This is a genomic window from Pseudomonas sp. S30, assembly GCF_016518545.1.
Classification (GTDB): Bacteria; Pseudomonadota; Gammaproteobacteria; order Pseudomonadales; family Pseudomonadaceae; genus Aquipseudomonas.
Map to the genome: position 1 here is coordinate 82,939 of NZ_JACVTO010000003.1, position 13,072 is coordinate 96,010.

The following is a 13,072-nucleotide window of genomic DNA, read 5'->3' on the forward strand; positions in this document are numbered from 1 at the left end:
GCTGCTGCAGCCTCTGAGGCAGCAGGTTCATCCGCGAAGCTTTTACCGTCGATTTCCAGGACTGCCGCATGCTCAAACTCCTGCTGACCCTCCTGCTGTTACTGCCCCTGGCCGCCCAGGCCAGCGAGGCCGAACTGTTTCTCGCCGCCAAGCCCGCCGAGCAGGCCAACCTGCTCGAGGGCTGGGCCGCGCAGCCCGATGCCGCACGCCTGCCGCTGCTGGAAAACCTGCGCGAAGGTCGCGTCGCCAGCGACGACTCGCGCAAGGTACGGCTGAACAACCGCCTGCGCGGGCTGATCGACAACGCCCTGGCCAGCCATCAGCTGTTCGCCCGGGACGCCGCCGTGCGCCTGGCCGCTGCGCAGCAATTGCAGAAGAGCGCGCAGCCGGCGCAGATGGCCGTGCTCGACCGCGCCTTCACCCAGGAAGCCGACCCTGCGGTGCATGCCGCGCTGGGCCTGGCCCTGGCCAACCTGCAACTGGGCGCCAGCGAGCCGCGCGTGCGCCTGGCCGCCGTGCGCCTGCTGGGCGAGACCGGCGACCCGCTTGCGCGCACCCGACTCGAAGCGCTGCTGCAACCGGATGCGGAAACCGATGCCAACGTGCGCATCGCTGCCGAGACCAGCCTGGCCCAGGTCAAGCGCAAACTGCTGGTCGGCGAGCTGCTCGGCCAGGCCTTCAGCGGCCTCTCGCTCGGCTCGATCCTGCTGCTGGCCGCGCTGGGCCTGGCCATCACCTTCGGCCTGCTGGGGGTGATCAACATGGCCCACGGCGAGATGCTGATGCTCGGCGCCTACAGCACCTACCTGGTGCAGGTGCTGATGCAACGCTACGCACCGGGCGCCGTGGCGTTCTACCCGCTGATCGCGCTGCCGGTGGCGTTCATGGTGAGCGCCGGGGTGGGCATGGCGCTGGAGCGCACGGTCATCCGCCACCTCTACGGCCGGCCCCTGGAAACCCTGCTGGCCACCTGGGGCATCAGCCTGATCCTGATCCAGGCGGTGCGCCTGCTGTTCGGCGCGCAGAACGTCGAAGTCAGCAACCCGGCCTGGCTGTCCGGTGGCATCCAGGTGCTGCCGAACCTGGTGCTGCCCTACAACCGCCTGGTGATCATCGGCTTCGCCCTGGCGGTGGTGCTGCTCACCTGGCTGCTGCTCAACCGTACACGGCTGGGCCTGAACGTGCGTGCGGTGACCCAGAACCGCCACATGGCCGCCTGCTGCGGGGTGTCCACCGGGCGCGTGGACATGCTCGCCTTCGGCCTGGGCTCGGGCATCGCCGGGCTGGGTGGCGTGGCCCTGAGTCAGGTCGGCAACGTCGGCCCGGACCTGGGCCAGAGCTACATCATCGACTCGTTCCTGGTGGTGGTGCTCGGCGGCGTCGGGCAGCTGGCCGGCAGCCTCTGGGCGGCCTTCGGCCTGGGCATCGCCAACAAACTGCTGGAGCCGCAGATCGGCGCCGTACTCGGCAAGATCCTCATCCTTGCGTTGATCATTCTGTTCATCCAGAAGCGTCCGCAAGGCCTGTTCGCCCTCAAGGGACGGGTAATCGACTGATGAACCAGCCACTGCTTGTCACCGCCGCGCGCAAGGCCGGTCCCCGGCTGACCCTCACCCTCGGCACCCTGGTGGTGCTGGGATTGCTGGCATTGCCGCTGCTTTCCCTGCTGCCAGCCGATAACCCCTGGCAGGTCTCGGCCTACACCCTGACGCTGGTGGGCAAGATTCTCTGCTATGCCATCGTCGCCCTGGCCCTGGACCTGGTGTGGGGTTACGCCGGGCTGCTGTCGCTGGGCCATGGCCTGTTTTTCGCCCTGGGTGGCTACGCCATGGGCATGTACCTGATGCGCCAGGCCGCTGGCGACGGCCTGCCCGCGTTCATGAGCTTCCTGTCGTGGAGCGAGCTGCCCTGGTACTGGGCCGGCACCCAGCACTTCGCCTGGGCCTTGTGCCTGGTGGTGCTGGCGCCGGGCTTGCTGGCGCTGGTGTTCGGCTGGTTCGCCTTCCGCTCGCGGATCAAGGGCGTGTACTTCTCGATCATGACCCAGGCCCTGACCTTCGCCGGCATGCTGCTGTTCTTCCGCAACGAGACCGGTTTTGGTGGCAACAACGGCTTCACCAGCTTTCGCACCCTGCTGGGCTTCGACATCGCCGCGCCAGGCACCCGGGCGGTGCTGTTCCTGCTCACCGTGGCGCTGCTGCTGGGCAGCCTGCTGCTGTGCTGGCGGCTGACCCACAGCAAGTTCGGGCGCCTGCTCACCGCCCTGCGCGACGCCGAGAACCGGCTGATGTTCTGCGGCTACGACCCGCGCGGCTTCAAGCTGCTGGTGTGGGTGCTCAGCGCCGTGCTGTGCGGCCTGGCCGGGGCGTTGTACGTGCCGCAGGTAGGCATCATCAACCCCAGCGAGATGTCGCCGACCAACTCCATCGAGGCCGCCGTGTGGGTGGCGCTGGGCGGGCGCGGCACGCTGATCGGCCCCCTGCTCGGCGCGGGCCTGGTCAATGGCATGAAGAGCTGGTTCACCGTGGCCTTCCCGGAGTTCTGGCTGTTCTTCCTCGGCGCATTGTTCATCCTGGTCACCCTGTACCTGCCCAAAGGGGTGGTGGGGTTGCTGAAGAAAAGGAGCCAGCCATGAGAGGCCTGCCTGCGGTGCATCCGGAATTCATGCTGGAGCCGGCGTTCGATCAGTTCGGCAGTGGCCGCGAGGCCATCGGCCTGGGCCAGCCACGCAAGCGCGGGCTGGACACCCGCCACGGCACGGTGCTGAGCCTGGAAGACATCAGCGTCAGTTTCGACGGTTTCAAGGCGCTCAATGCCCTGACCCTGTACATCGGCGTCGGCGAGCTGCGCTGCATCATCGGCCCCAACGGCGCAGGCAAGACCACGATGATGGACGTGATCACCGGCAAGACCCGTCCCGACACCGGCTCGGCGTTCTTCGGCGACACCCTGGACCTGACGCGCCTGAGCGAATTCCAGATCGCCCAGGCCGGCATCGGGCGCAAGTTCCAGAAGCCCACGGTGTTCGAAGCGCTGACGGTGTTCGAGAACCTCGAGCTGGCGCTCAAGACCGACAAATCGGTGTGGGCCAGCCTGGGCGCGCGCCTGAGCGACGAGCAGCGTGCACGCATCGACCAGGTGCTGAGCACCGTGCGCCTGCAGTCCCTGGCCTCGCGCCAGGCCGGGCTGCTGTCCCACGGCCAGAAGCAGTTCCTGGAAATCGCCATGCTGCTGCTGCAGGAGCCGCAACTGCTGCTGCTCGACGAGCCGGTGGCGGGCATGACCGATGCCGAGACCGAGTTCACCGCCGAGCTGTTCAAGGGGTTGGCGGGCAGCCATTCGCTGATGGTGGTGGAGCACGACATGGGCTTCGTCGGCAGCATCGCCGATCACGTGACGGTGCTGCACCAGGGCTCGGTGCTGGCCGAAGGATCGCTGGCCCAGGTGCAGGCCAACGAGCAGGTGGTCGAGGTGTACCTCGGTCGTTGAATTGATCTGAAACGGCGGTGGCCCCTCACGGTTCACCCCATTCACCAGGACCCATGCCATGCTCAACATCGACACCCTGCATCAATACTACGGCGGCAGCCACATCCTGCGCGGCCTGTCGTTCGAGGCCAAGGTCGGCGAAGTCACCTGCCTGCTCGGTCGCAACGGCGTGGGCAAGACCACCCTGCTGCGCTGCCTGATGGGCCTGGTGCCGGCACGCGAGGGCCGCATCGAATGGGAAGGCAAGCCCATCACCACGCTCAAGCCGCAACAGCGGGTCCAGGCCGGGATCGCCTACGTCCCCCAGGGCCGGGAGATCTTCGCGCGCCTTACCGTCGAGGAGAACCTGCTGATGGGCCTGTCACGCTTCCCCGCCCGCGAAGCGCGCCAGGTGCCGGCGTTCATCTACGAGCTGTTCCCCGTGCTCGAACAGATGAAGCAGCGCCGCGGTGGCGACCTGTCCGGCGGCCAGCAGCAGCAACTGGCGATCGGTCGGGCGCTGGCCAGCCGGCCGCGCCTGCTGATTCTCGACGAGCCCACCGAAGGCATCCAGCCCTCGGTGATCAAGGAAATCGGCGCCGTGATCGGCCGACTGGCGCAGCGTGGCGACATGGCGATCCTGCTGGTGGAGCAGTTCTACGACTTCGCCGAATCGCTGGCCGACCAGTACCTGGTGATGGCCCGGGGCGAGATCGTCCAGCGTGGCCGAGGCGAAAACATGCAGGCCGAAGGTGTGCGCGGGCTGGTAACCATTTAATCTGCGGCCTCGACTTCGCGAGACACTGCCATGAGCCACGACATCCGCGATGCCCGCCCCGACGAGGTGGCCGGCATCCTCGACATCTACAACGACGCCGTGCGCCACACCACGGCGATCTGGAACGAAACCCCGGTGGACCTGGCCAACCGCCAGGCCTGGTTCGCGGCGCGCGCCGAGCAGGGCTATCCGATCCTGGTGGCGAGCGATGCCAGCGGCGTGCTGGGCTATGCCTCGTTCGGCGACTGGCGCCCGTTCGAAGGCTTTCGCCTGACGGTGGAGCATTCGGTGTACGTGCGCAGCGACCAGCGCGGCAGGGGCCTGGGGCCGGTGCTGATGCAGGCGCTGATCGAGCGCGCGCGGGACTGCGGCAAGCACATGATGGTCGCGGCCATCGAGAGCGGCAATGCTGCGTCGATCCGCCTGCACGAGCGCCTGGGGTTCGTCGTCACCGGGCAGATGCCCCAGGTGGGCGTGAAGTTCGGGCGCTGGCTGGACCTGACATTCATGCAGTTGAAGCTGGACTCGGCGCAGCAGCCTGGGTAAGACGTCCTTCACTTGCCCAAGCGCTTGACGCCCAAGGCCGCGAAGGTAGCTCTGAGCCGAACCTTCTCGCAGGTGCAACGGCCTAGAGATGCCGGGCCAACAGGGTCTTGGGGCGGTCGATGTCGTAGTAGCCGATCAGCTCCTCGACCTGCTCCCCAGCGCTGAAGATCAATAACGTCGGCGCAGACTGCACCGCATATTTTTCCGCGATGGCTGGACTGTCGACCAATGAAAGGCGGAAGAAGTCCGCGCCATGCTCGCTGGATGCCCACTCGTCTACCACGGTACTCATGCGCTTGCTGGCGTTCTCGACGCCACCGGCCTTGTACTTGAAGAACTCGACCACCACTGGCCGGGTCGCCTTCAGCACCTTGTCATCGAATTGCGCTTGGTCGATCGTCAGCACACTCATGATTGACGCTCCACAGAAAGGACCTAGGGTTCATACCGCAGTCCTCACGCTAGAGTCGCGCCTGGCGCACGTCTACTGACACAATTGTCAGGGTGCGCCGCTCAGCCCTGCACGAAACGCCCCAACCGCTGGCGCAGCATGCTGTTCTCGCTGCGCAACTGCTGCACTTCCTCCAGCAGTTCCAGGGCCAGCGCCACGCCTTCCCACTCCAGTTCCAGCTCCTGATGCAACTTGACCGCCCGCTTGACCTTCACCGGGGCATGGTCGTCGAACAGCCAGTCGTCCGGCGTTCGCCCGGACGGCTCGACGATGCCGTGCTCGACGATCTCGATCACGCACTCGGCCGTGAGGTCGGCTTCCTGGCAGAGGGTTGGCATGTCCAGTCGAACGATCAGGGTGCTGCTCATGGTCACTTACTCCATTGAGTCCTCGGGTCGAACGCGGCCCGCTCGGCGAGCTTGGTCCACAGTTCGCGGGTGGTGGCGTCGGAGCTGCTGGGCATCACCACCTTGAGCTGGGCGTACAGGTTGCCGCGCTCGCCCTGCTTGTTGGTCAGGCCCATGCCCGGTACCCGCAGGCGCTGTCCGCTCTGGCTGTCGGGGCGGATGGTCAGATTGATCTTGCCGGTCAGCGTCGGCACCGCCACCTTGGTGCCCAGCGCCGCCTCCCAGGGGGCCAGCGGCACGGTGATGATCAGGTCGTGGCCTTCGACGTCGAACAGCGGATGCGGGGCCATGCGCAGGGTCAGGAACAGATCGCCGTTGGGACCGCCGCCGGCACCTGGTGCCCCCTGGCCCTTGAGGCGGATGCGTTCGCCGTCGGTGACGCCGGCCGGGATCTTCACGTTCAGCGTCTTGGTGGTGAAGCCGGTGCGCTGCCCGGCCGCGTTGGTCTGCGGCACCTGAAAGCTGATCTGTTTGGACTCCTTGCTCAGGGTCTCCTCGAGAAACACCGCCAATTCCAGTTCCACGTCCTGCCCTCGCCTGCCGGCACTGCGCTGCTGTTGCTGGCCGCGCGCGCCGCCAAAGGGATTGCCACCACGGGCACCGAAGATCGAGCTGAAGAAGTCGGAGAAGTCGCCGCCCTCGAAACCAGCGCCAGCGCCGCCCCCGCGGTTTTCCCAGCCGGGAGGCGCCTGGAACGGTCGGCCGTGCTGGCCGCCGTACTTGCGGATCTCGTCGTACTCGGCGCGCTTGGTGGCGTCGCCCAGCACTTCGTAGGCCTCGTTGGCCTCCTTGAACTTGTCTTCGGCGTCGCGTTCCTTGCTGACGTCGGGGTGGTACTTGCGCGCCAGCTTGCGGTACGCGGCCTTGATCGCCTTCTCGTCCGCCGCCGGATCCACGCCCAGTACCTTGTAGTAGTCTTTGAAGTCCATCTAAGGATCACCAGTGTGAATGTTCGTGTTGCATCTGAAGATAAGGGCCAAGCATAGCCTTTCAAGGTTCGCTTGGGGTTGCGATATGGCAGACGATCGGCCTTGATTCTCCCGGCCACTGGCATAAACTGCGCGGCCGTTTCGCCTCCGGAAGCTTTTCTCCATGTCTGACCTGTCCCCGGCCCGCGCCCTTGGCATCGACTTCGGCACCTCCAACTCCACCGTAGGTTGGCACCGTCCTGGCGTCGAGTCGCTGATCGCCCTGGAAGAAGGCAAGATCACCCTGCCGTCTGTGGTGTTCTTCAACCTCGAGGAGCGGCGCCCGGTGTACGGCCGCCTGGCCCTGCACGAATACCTGGAAGGCTACGAAGGCCGGCTCATGCGCTCGCTCAAGAGCCTGCTGGGTTCCAAGCTGATCAAGCACGACACCAGCGTGCTGGGCAGCGCGCTGCCGTTCAAGGACCTGCTGGGGCTGTTCATCGGCGAGCTGAAGAAACGGGCCGAAGCCAGCGCCGGGCGCAGCTTCGAGCAGGTGGTGCTGGGCCGCCCGGTGTTCTTCGTCGACGAAGACCCGGCCGCCGACCAGGAAGCCGAGGACACCCTGGCCGAGGTGGCGCGCAAGATCGGCTTCAAGGACGTGTCGTTCCAGTACGAGCCCATCGCCGCGGCCTTCGACTACGAGTCGGGCATCGCCCGTGAAGAGCTGGTGCTGATCGTCGACATCGGTGGCGGCACTTCGGACTTCACCCTGATCCGCCTGTCGCCGCAGCGCCACCGGGTGGCCGAGCGTCATGACGACATCCTCGCCACCGGCGGCGTGCACATCGGCGGCACCGATTTCGACAAGCAGCTCAGCCTGCAAGGGGTGATGCCGCTGTTCGGCTACGGCAGCCGCATGAAAAGCGGCGCCCTGATGCCCACCAGCTACCACCTGAACCTGGCCACCTGGCACACCATCAACGCGCTGTACGGGCAGAAGTCGCAACTGGCGCTGGGCAACATGCGCTACGACATCGAGGACACCCTGGGCATCGATCGACTGTTCAACCTGATCGAGCAGCGCGCGGGCCACTGGTTGGCAATGGAAGTGGAAGCCAGCAAGATCGAGCTGACCGAGCGCGACAGCCGCAACATCGACCTGAACCGCGTGGAGGCGGGCCTGGTCGCATCGCTCACCCGCAGCTTGTTCGAAGACGCCATCGACGGGCTGTTGCAGCGGGTGCGCGGCAGCGTCGACGAACTATTGGCCAAGGCTGGCGTCGGCGCCGCGCAGGTGGACACGGTGTTCTTCACCGGTGGCTCCAGCGGCATTCCGGCGCTGCGCGACAGCGTGGCGGCGATGCTGCCCAACGCCCGCCATGTGGAAGGCAATATCTTCGGCAGCATCGGCAGCGGCCTGGCGATCGAGGCGCGCAAGCGCTATGGCGTGATCTGAGACCCAGAGCCTGCGGCGCTGGTGACATGCGCGTCTACACCAGTTCCATGCGCCGCAGCTCGCTCTTGAGGTAGGCGTAGTAGATCGGCCCGGCCACCACGCCTGGTAGGCCGAACGCCGCCTCGAACACCAGCATCGCCAGCAGCAGCTCCCACGACTTGGCGCGGATCTGACCGCCGACGATCCGCGCGTTGAGGAAGTACTCCACCTTGTGGATCACGATCAGGTAGCCCAGCGCGGCCGCCGCCACCCAGATCGACAGCGACAACCCGACGATGGTGATCAGGGTGTTGGACATCAGGTTGCCGATCACCGGCAGCAGGCCCAGCAGGAAGGTCAGCACGATCAGGGTCTTGGTCAGCGGCAGGTGCACGCCGAACAGCGGCAGTACCACCGCGAGGAAGATGCCGGTGAAGGCGGTGTTGAGCAGGGAGATCTTGATCTGCGCGAAGACGATGTTGCGAAACGCCTGCACCAGCAGGCTCAGGCGCTCGAACAGCGCCGCGGCCAGGGGCTTGCGCCGCGACAGGTCGGGCAGGCGCTGCAGGGCGATGATCGCGCCGAGGATCATGCCGATCAGCAGGGTCACGAACATGTGCGCCATGCCCTTGCCCACCAGTTGCAGGTCGGTCAGGTGGCTGCGGATCCACTCGCCGATGGCCACCTTGAACTCGGCCGCGCTGGCCGGCAGATAGCTTTCGATGAACGGCGGCAACTGGCCGCGCGCCTGCTCCACCAGGGCCATGAACTTGTCCAGCGACGCACCGGGGTTCTCGGCCTCGTGCAGCAGGAAGCTGAAGGCGCCGGCGATCAGCACTGCCAGGCTGACCACCACCAGGGTGCCGAGCAGGGCCACCGCCAGCCAGCGCGCCCGCTGCCCGGCGATCAGCGGTTGCAGGCGCGGGGTGAGCATGTTCACCAGCTCGAACACCAGCAGGCCGGCGAGCAGGCTGGGAAGCAACTTCAGGGGCAACGCCAGGAGCAGGCCGGCAATCACGATGATGCAACTGGCCAGGGTGATCTGGCGGGGTGTGAAGGTCATACAGCCTCGGCGGCAGACAGCGGGAAGATCCGCAGTCTGCCAGCCTTCAGGCGACAGGCATAGGCGCCGGTCACTTCTTCTTCAGACAACTGCTCATGAAGGCTTTGCGCTCGTCGCCCTTGAGCGATTGGCCAGTGGCGTCGGCGTTGCAGGTCTTCATTTTTTCCTGCTGGGTGGGCGGCGCTTTCTTCAGGCACTGACTCATGAACGCCTTGCGCTCATCGCCCTTGAGTGACTGGGTGGTGGCGTCGGCGTTGCAAGTCCTCATCTTCTCCTGCTGGGGCGTGGCGGCGAATCCCTGCCCAGCGATCGACATGCCCAGCACCAGTAATGACACATGCAGCAGCTTCATGGAGTGGTCTCCTTGTCTGCGCGCCGAATGCGCGCTCGTGGCCTGAGTGTAGACAAGATTTTTTACAAACTCGCCGAACGTCCCGTTTCAGGGCATCTCGTCCCGTAGCTTGATGAATCGAACTCCTGGCGCGTCATGCGGTTCCAAGTTTCACAGCCACCCGCAACGGACCTTTTGCAAGGAGCGTGACCATGAGCAAAGCGACCCTGGCCATCCTGATCGCCAGCGCGGCCCTCGCCGCCTGCAGCAGCCGCCCGGAAAACCCGGTGGATTACGTGACCTACCGCGACGAGCCGCTGGTCAAGCAGGTCGAGAACGGCATGACCACGCAGAAAGTCATCGCCATCGGCGGCAGCCCGTCGAACATGATCGACCTGCCCAACGGTGGCATCTGCAACGACTACATCCTCAACAAGGATGGCAAGCAGCAGCCCTATTACGTGCGCTTCGATGCCAGCGGGCACGTCGACGCCAAAGGCTTCAAGACCTGTAATCAACGAGAAGAGGACCGCAAGGCCACGCCTGGCGCCTAAGCCTCTCCAATACCCTGACCCGAGAATCTGATTCGACTGGAGAATCCCATGAGCAATACCGTACTGACCGATATCGATACCCTGCGCCAGCGCGCCCGTACCAACGTCGAGCAAGGCGCTATCACCGAAGGCTACCAGGCTGATCGCGAAGAGATCATCCGCCTGCTCAACGAATCGCTGGCCACCGAGCTGGTCTGCACCCTGCGCTACAAGCGCCACTACTTCATGGCCAGCGGTATCAAGGCCAATGTCGCCGCCGAGGAATTCCTCGAGCACGCCACCCAGGAATCGGAGCACGCCGACAAGCTGGCCGAGCGTATCGTGCAGCTCGGGGGCGAACCGGACTTCAACCCCGACAACCTGAGCAAGAACTCCCACGCGCAGTACGTGGCGGGCTCCAACCTCAAGGAAATGGTACTGGAAGACCTGGTGGCCGAGCGCATCGCGATCGACAGCTACCGCGAGATCATCCAATACATCGGCGACAAGGACCCGACCACTCGCCGCATCTTCGAAGACATCCTGGCCCAAGAAGAAGAGCACGCTGACGACATGTCGGACCTGCTCGAAGGCCTGTAAGCGCTTCCAGGGCCCTGTGTGCGACGGGGCTATGGATGACCGCAAGCCGCTCCGCAAGGAGCGGCTTTTTCGTGCCTGAGACAAGGACATTGGCCGGGGTGAGCCAACCTCCAGAGATGGCGAGATAGTCCGGCGTCGCGCACCGCACAGGATACGGTGGACATAGGGCGGTGGTGGTGGCCGGCGCTGCACAGGGCAGCGGCCAGACGCCGTTTCTACACCCTGGCGACAGCTCGCTGCCGCCCCATCCTCACTTCTTCGGCTTCACCGCCGCCGGCGCCTTGCCCGCGCGCATGCGCTCCAGCAACGGCGTGCACTGGTTCGGCTCGCCGCCGCTGGGCGCGATGAGCGCCAGCAACCCGGCCGCCGGCCCGACCGCCACGCCCAAGGCGACCATGCCCGCACCGCGCAGGGCCAACGGCACCGCCTGCACACCAGCGCTCGGCTTGGCGAACGCGCCGCGCACGTACAGCGGCGAACGCAGGGAGAACAGGCGCAGCCCCTTGGATTCCGGCGTGACCTTCAGGTCCAGGCGCTCGTTGGCGAAGTTGGCCGTGCCGTCGATGTAGATGATCGCGTTCTCGGTGTCGAACACGAACAGCCGGGTGCTGGCCAGGCCATCCTTGATACCGACGTCCGCCGCCGCGCAGTTGATCTTCACGTCTTCGTCGCCGAACAGCTTGTCGACGATGTAGTTACCCACGTTCAGCCCGGCGATCTCCATGAGGCTGCGGCTGATCGCACCATCGTTGATCAACAGGCGCAGGTCGCCATTGGAGGTGCCGAGCAAGGCGGCGACCGAGTTGCCGCGCCCGCTGAGGTCGGCATCGCCATTGAGCTCGCCGAAGCTGGTCTGCATCGGGGCGAAGCCGGGGAACAGTTCCTTGAGCTTGAACCCCCGCGCGGTCAGGCGCGCGCGGCCCTGCATCGGCACCGAACTTCCGTCCAGGCGGATGTTGGCGTCCAGGTTGCCGCCGGCCACGCCGAAGCGCAATGGCACCAGGCGCAGCAGGCCATTCTCCAGCACCACATGGGCAGACAGGTCCTTGAACGGCAGCTTCTCGCTATGAACGATCCGCTTGCCATCGAAGGTGACATCGGCATCCATCGCCTGCCAGCGGTCGGTGCGGAACTCCTCCACCGGCAGCACCTTGTCGCCTGGCTGCTTGCTCGCGCCGCCACGGGCTTTCTGCTCGGCATTGGAGTCGGCCCCGATCAGCGGGGCGAGGTCCTTGAACAACAGCTGGTTGGACACCAGCTTGCCCGACAGCTTGGGCCGTGGCTTGCTGGCGGCGAACGCCAGCTCGCCGTGGATATCGCTGTCGCCGATCTTGCCGTTGAAATTCTCGTAGCGGAACCGCGCGCCATCGGGATCGTGCAGGTTCGCCGTGAGGTGACCGTCCGTGGAATAGGCGGGGGTATCGGGCAGGGTCACGCCGGTCAGCGGGTACAGGTTGCCCAGGCTGCTGCCGGAGAGCTTCAGGCGCAGGTCCAGGGCGCCCAGGTTGCGGGGGTCGGTCAGGGTGCCGGCGACTGCTGCGCGGGTGTCGCCGATACGCGCATCGACCTGCAGCGGGAACGGCTGCTGCGCGTCCTGCAGGGCGAGCAGGCCACCGATCTTGCCGGTGGCGCTCACCGCCTGGCCTTTGTAGCGGCCCTCGGCCTTGAGCGCGAAGGCGTAGTCCTGGGCACCGCCTACCTGCTCGGCCTTGGCCTTGCCGACGATCTCGCTGAACGGGATCGGCTTGCCCAGTGGATCGATCTGCACCTTCATGCGGGTCTTGAGCGTCTGGTCATCGAAGCGCACGTTGCCCTGGTCGAAGCCGATCGAGCCGATGTCGAGCACCCATTTCGACGGCTCGGCATTCTCGTCCTTGGGACCGAAGTCGAAGGTCCAGTTGGCTCGACCGTCCGCCAGTCGCGTGAGGCTGGCATCAGGATGGGTGAGGTCGATGCGCGGAATGGAAATGGTCTGCGCCAGCAGCGGCAGTGGCGACAGGCGGAACTCGACGCGTTCCAGGCCGACCATCTGCGGCTCCTTGAGCCACTCGGGGTTGCCCAGGGTCAGGTCCTCGGCAACGAATCGCGGCCAGGGCACCCACGCGCGCCAGCCCCCTTCGTCCGGTTCGCGCTGCCAGTGCACGGCCAGGTTGCCGTTGATGGCGAACGGACGGTGCAAGGCTTCGGAAACCTTCTCGTTGAGCAGCGGCTTGATGCGGTTCCAGTCGAATGTGGCGATCAGCACCACCAGTATCGCCAGCAAGGCAACGAGGCTGGCGAGGATCCAGGTGACAATTCTGGCGGGGCGCGTCATTGCGGGTTCTCCTGACTGCGTGACCTGAAGCGGTACGGCGCTTGGCGCTCTCTGCAATGGGACTGGCGAAAGCTCGCAGGGTTTTATCGATGACGATAATGATAGCGAAGTTTTTCCGCGATCCTGCATCGCCCCAGAGCCGGCGCATGCTCGACGCCCCGCGTCCGGCGACGGGCGCGAGGGTGTGCAGGCCCTGCGCCAGAGCCTCTGGCGGCGAACATCATTGGCGTCGATTGTC

The 13,072-nt window shown here is 65.7% G+C and carries 14 protein-coding genes; 8 read left to right on the forward strand and 6 right to left on the reverse strand.

What is annotated here, in order from left to right:
- Window positions 1–68 precede the first annotated feature (68 nt).
- From urtB to IAE34_RS04900, 5 genes are read left to right on the forward strand one after another with little or no spacing between them, the layout of a single operon-like run.
- On the forward strand, window positions 69–1,556 hold the full coding sequence (gene urtB, locus IAE34_RS04880; protein ID WP_200137734.1) for an urea ABC transporter permease subunit UrtB: 1,488 nt from the start codon (window positions 69–71) through the stop codon (window positions 1,554–1,556).
- On the forward strand, window positions 1,556–2,635 hold the full coding sequence (urtC, locus tag IAE34_RS04885) for an urea ABC transporter permease subunit UrtC (RefSeq protein ID WP_200137735.1): 1,080 nt from the start codon (window positions 1,556–1,558) through the stop codon (window positions 2,633–2,635). Before urtB ends, urtC begins: the two co-directional genes overlap by 1 nt.
- Window positions 2,632–3,489, forward strand: coding sequence for an urea ABC transporter ATP-binding protein UrtD (urtD, locus tag IAE34_RS04890; RefSeq protein WP_200137736.1), 858 nt, complete (start codon window positions 2,632–2,634; stop codon window positions 3,487–3,489). Before urtC ends, urtD begins: the two co-directional genes overlap by 4 nt.
- Window positions 3,490–3,547: 58 nt before the next feature.
- Window positions 3,548–4,246 (forward strand): urea ABC transporter ATP-binding subunit UrtE, encoded by a 699-nt coding sequence (gene urtE / locus IAE34_RS04895; protein ID WP_200137737.1) that lies wholly within the window; start codon window positions 3,548–3,550, stop codon window positions 4,244–4,246.
- Between the two features lie 30 nt (window positions 4,247–4,276).
- Entirely contained in the window at window positions 4,277–4,792 is a 516-nt protein-coding gene (locus tag IAE34_RS04900; protein WP_200137738.1) for a GNAT family N-acetyltransferase, read from the forward strand.
- Window positions 4,793–4,874: 82 nt separating this feature from the next.
- On the opposite strand, the gene IAE34_RS04905 is transcribed toward IAE34_RS04900, so the two are convergent.
- From IAE34_RS04905 to cbpA, 3 genes are all read right to left on the reverse strand, one after another.
- Complete coding sequence (locus tag IAE34_RS04905) at window positions 4,875–5,204, reverse strand: thioredoxin family protein (protein WP_200137739.1); 330 nt, start codon at window positions 5,202–5,204, stop codon at window positions 4,875–4,877.
- 101 nt (window positions 5,205–5,305) lie between these two features.
- Complete coding sequence (locus IAE34_RS04910; protein ID WP_200137740.1) at window positions 5,306–5,611, reverse strand: chaperone modulator CbpM; 306 nt, start codon at window positions 5,609–5,611, stop codon at window positions 5,306–5,308.
- 2 nt (window positions 5,612–5,613) lie between these two features.
- A complete protein-coding gene (gene cbpA, locus IAE34_RS04915; RefSeq protein WP_200137741.1) occupies window positions 5,614–6,579 on the reverse strand; it encodes a curved DNA-binding protein in 966 nt (321 codons plus the stop codon).
- A gap of 163 nt (window positions 6,580–6,742) precedes the next feature.
- Here cbpA and IAE34_RS04920 point away from each other — a divergent pair, with 163 nt between their 5' ends.
- Window positions 6,743–8,014, forward strand: a complete 1,272-nt coding sequence (locus tag IAE34_RS04920; RefSeq protein WP_200137742.1) for an Hsp70 family protein — start codon at window positions 6,743–6,745, stop codon at window positions 8,012–8,014.
- A gap of 34 nt (window positions 8,015–8,048) precedes the next feature.
- Here IAE34_RS04920 and IAE34_RS04925 read toward each other — a convergent pair whose 3' ends face one another.
- Both IAE34_RS04925 and IAE34_RS04930 read right to left on the reverse strand, forming a co-directional pair.
- Entirely contained in the window at window positions 8,049–9,056 is a 1,008-nt protein-coding gene (locus tag IAE34_RS04925; RefSeq protein WP_200137743.1) for an AI-2E family transporter, read from the reverse strand.
- 70 nt (window positions 9,057–9,126) lie between these two features.
- A complete protein-coding gene (locus IAE34_RS04930) occupies window positions 9,127–9,408 on the reverse strand; it encodes a PsiF family protein (protein WP_200137744.1) in 282 nt (93 codons plus the stop codon).
- Between the two features lie 191 nt (window positions 9,409–9,599).
- Between IAE34_RS04930 and osmE the strand changes: the two genes are divergently transcribed.
- Both osmE and IAE34_RS04940 read left to right on the forward strand, forming a co-directional pair.
- Window positions 9,600–9,941 carry an osmotically-inducible lipoprotein OsmE gene (gene osmE / locus IAE34_RS04935; protein ID WP_200137745.1) on the forward strand — a complete coding sequence of 114 codons (342 nt, stop codon included), beginning with the start codon at window positions 9,600–9,602 and terminating at the stop codon, window positions 9,939–9,941.
- Window positions 9,942–9,989: 48 nt separating this feature from the next.
- Window positions 9,990–10,520 (forward strand): ferritin-like domain-containing protein, encoded by a 531-nt coding sequence (locus tag IAE34_RS04940; protein WP_200137746.1) that lies wholly within the window; start codon window positions 9,990–9,992, stop codon window positions 10,518–10,520.
- Window positions 10,521–10,770: 250 nt separating this feature from the next.
- On the opposite strand, the gene IAE34_RS04945 is transcribed toward IAE34_RS04940, so the two are convergent.
- Window positions 10,771–12,834: an AsmA family protein gene (locus IAE34_RS04945; protein WP_200137747.1), complete on the reverse strand. Its 2,064-nt coding sequence runs from the start codon at window positions 12,832–12,834 to the stop codon at window positions 10,771–10,773.
- Window positions 12,835–13,072: the final 238 nt, after the last annotated feature.

What these genes read in the sequence shown, in the direction of transcription:
- IAE34_RS04940 (WP_200137746.1), top strand. Translation starts at nt 9,990, where the DNA reads ATGAGCAATACCGTACTGACCGATATCGATACCCTGCGCCAGCGCGCC.
- IAE34_RS04930 (WP_200137744.1), bottom strand. Translation starts at nt 9,408, where the DNA reads ATGAAGCTGCTGCATGTGTCATTACTGGTGCTGGGCATGTCGATCGCT.
- IAE34_RS04925 (WP_200137743.1), bottom strand. Translation starts at nt 9,056, where the DNA reads ATGACCTTCACACCCCGCCAGATCACCCTGGCCAGTTGCATCATCGTG.
- urtB (WP_200137734.1), top strand. Translation starts at nt 69, where the DNA reads ATGCTCAAACTCCTGCTGACCCTCCTGCTGTTACTGCCCCTGGCCGCC.
- IAE34_RS04945 (WP_200137747.1), bottom strand. Translation starts at nt 12,834, where the DNA reads ATGACGCGCCCCGCCAGAATTGTCACCTGGATCCTCGCCAGCCTCGTT.
- IAE34_RS04900 (WP_200137738.1), top strand. Translation starts at nt 4,277, where the DNA reads ATGAGCCACGACATCCGCGATGCCCGCCCCGACGAGGTGGCCGGCATC.
- IAE34_RS04910 (WP_200137740.1), bottom strand. Translation starts at nt 5,611, where the DNA reads ATGAGCAGCACCCTGATCGTTCGACTGGACATGCCAACCCTCTGCCAG.
- urtC (WP_200137735.1), top strand. Translation starts at nt 1,556, where the DNA reads ATGAACCAGCCACTGCTTGTCACCGCCGCGCGCAAGGCCGGTCCCCGG.
- urtE (WP_200137737.1), top strand. Translation starts at nt 3,548, where the DNA reads ATGCTCAACATCGACACCCTGCATCAATACTACGGCGGCAGCCACATC.
- IAE34_RS04920 (WP_200137742.1), top strand. Translation starts at nt 6,743, where the DNA reads ATGTCTGACCTGTCCCCGGCCCGCGCCCTTGGCATCGACTTCGGCACC.
- cbpA (WP_200137741.1), bottom strand. Translation starts at nt 6,579, where the DNA reads ATGGACTTCAAAGACTACTACAAGGTACTGGGCGTGGATCCGGCGGCG.
- urtD (WP_200137736.1), top strand. Translation starts at nt 2,632, where the DNA reads ATGAGAGGCCTGCCTGCGGTGCATCCGGAATTCATGCTGGAGCCGGCG.
- IAE34_RS04905 (WP_200137739.1), bottom strand. Translation starts at nt 5,204, where the DNA reads ATGAGTGTGCTGACGATCGACCAAGCGCAATTCGATGACAAGGTGCTG.
- osmE (WP_200137745.1), top strand. Translation starts at nt 9,600, where the DNA reads ATGAGCAAAGCGACCCTGGCCATCCTGATCGCCAGCGCGGCCCTCGCC.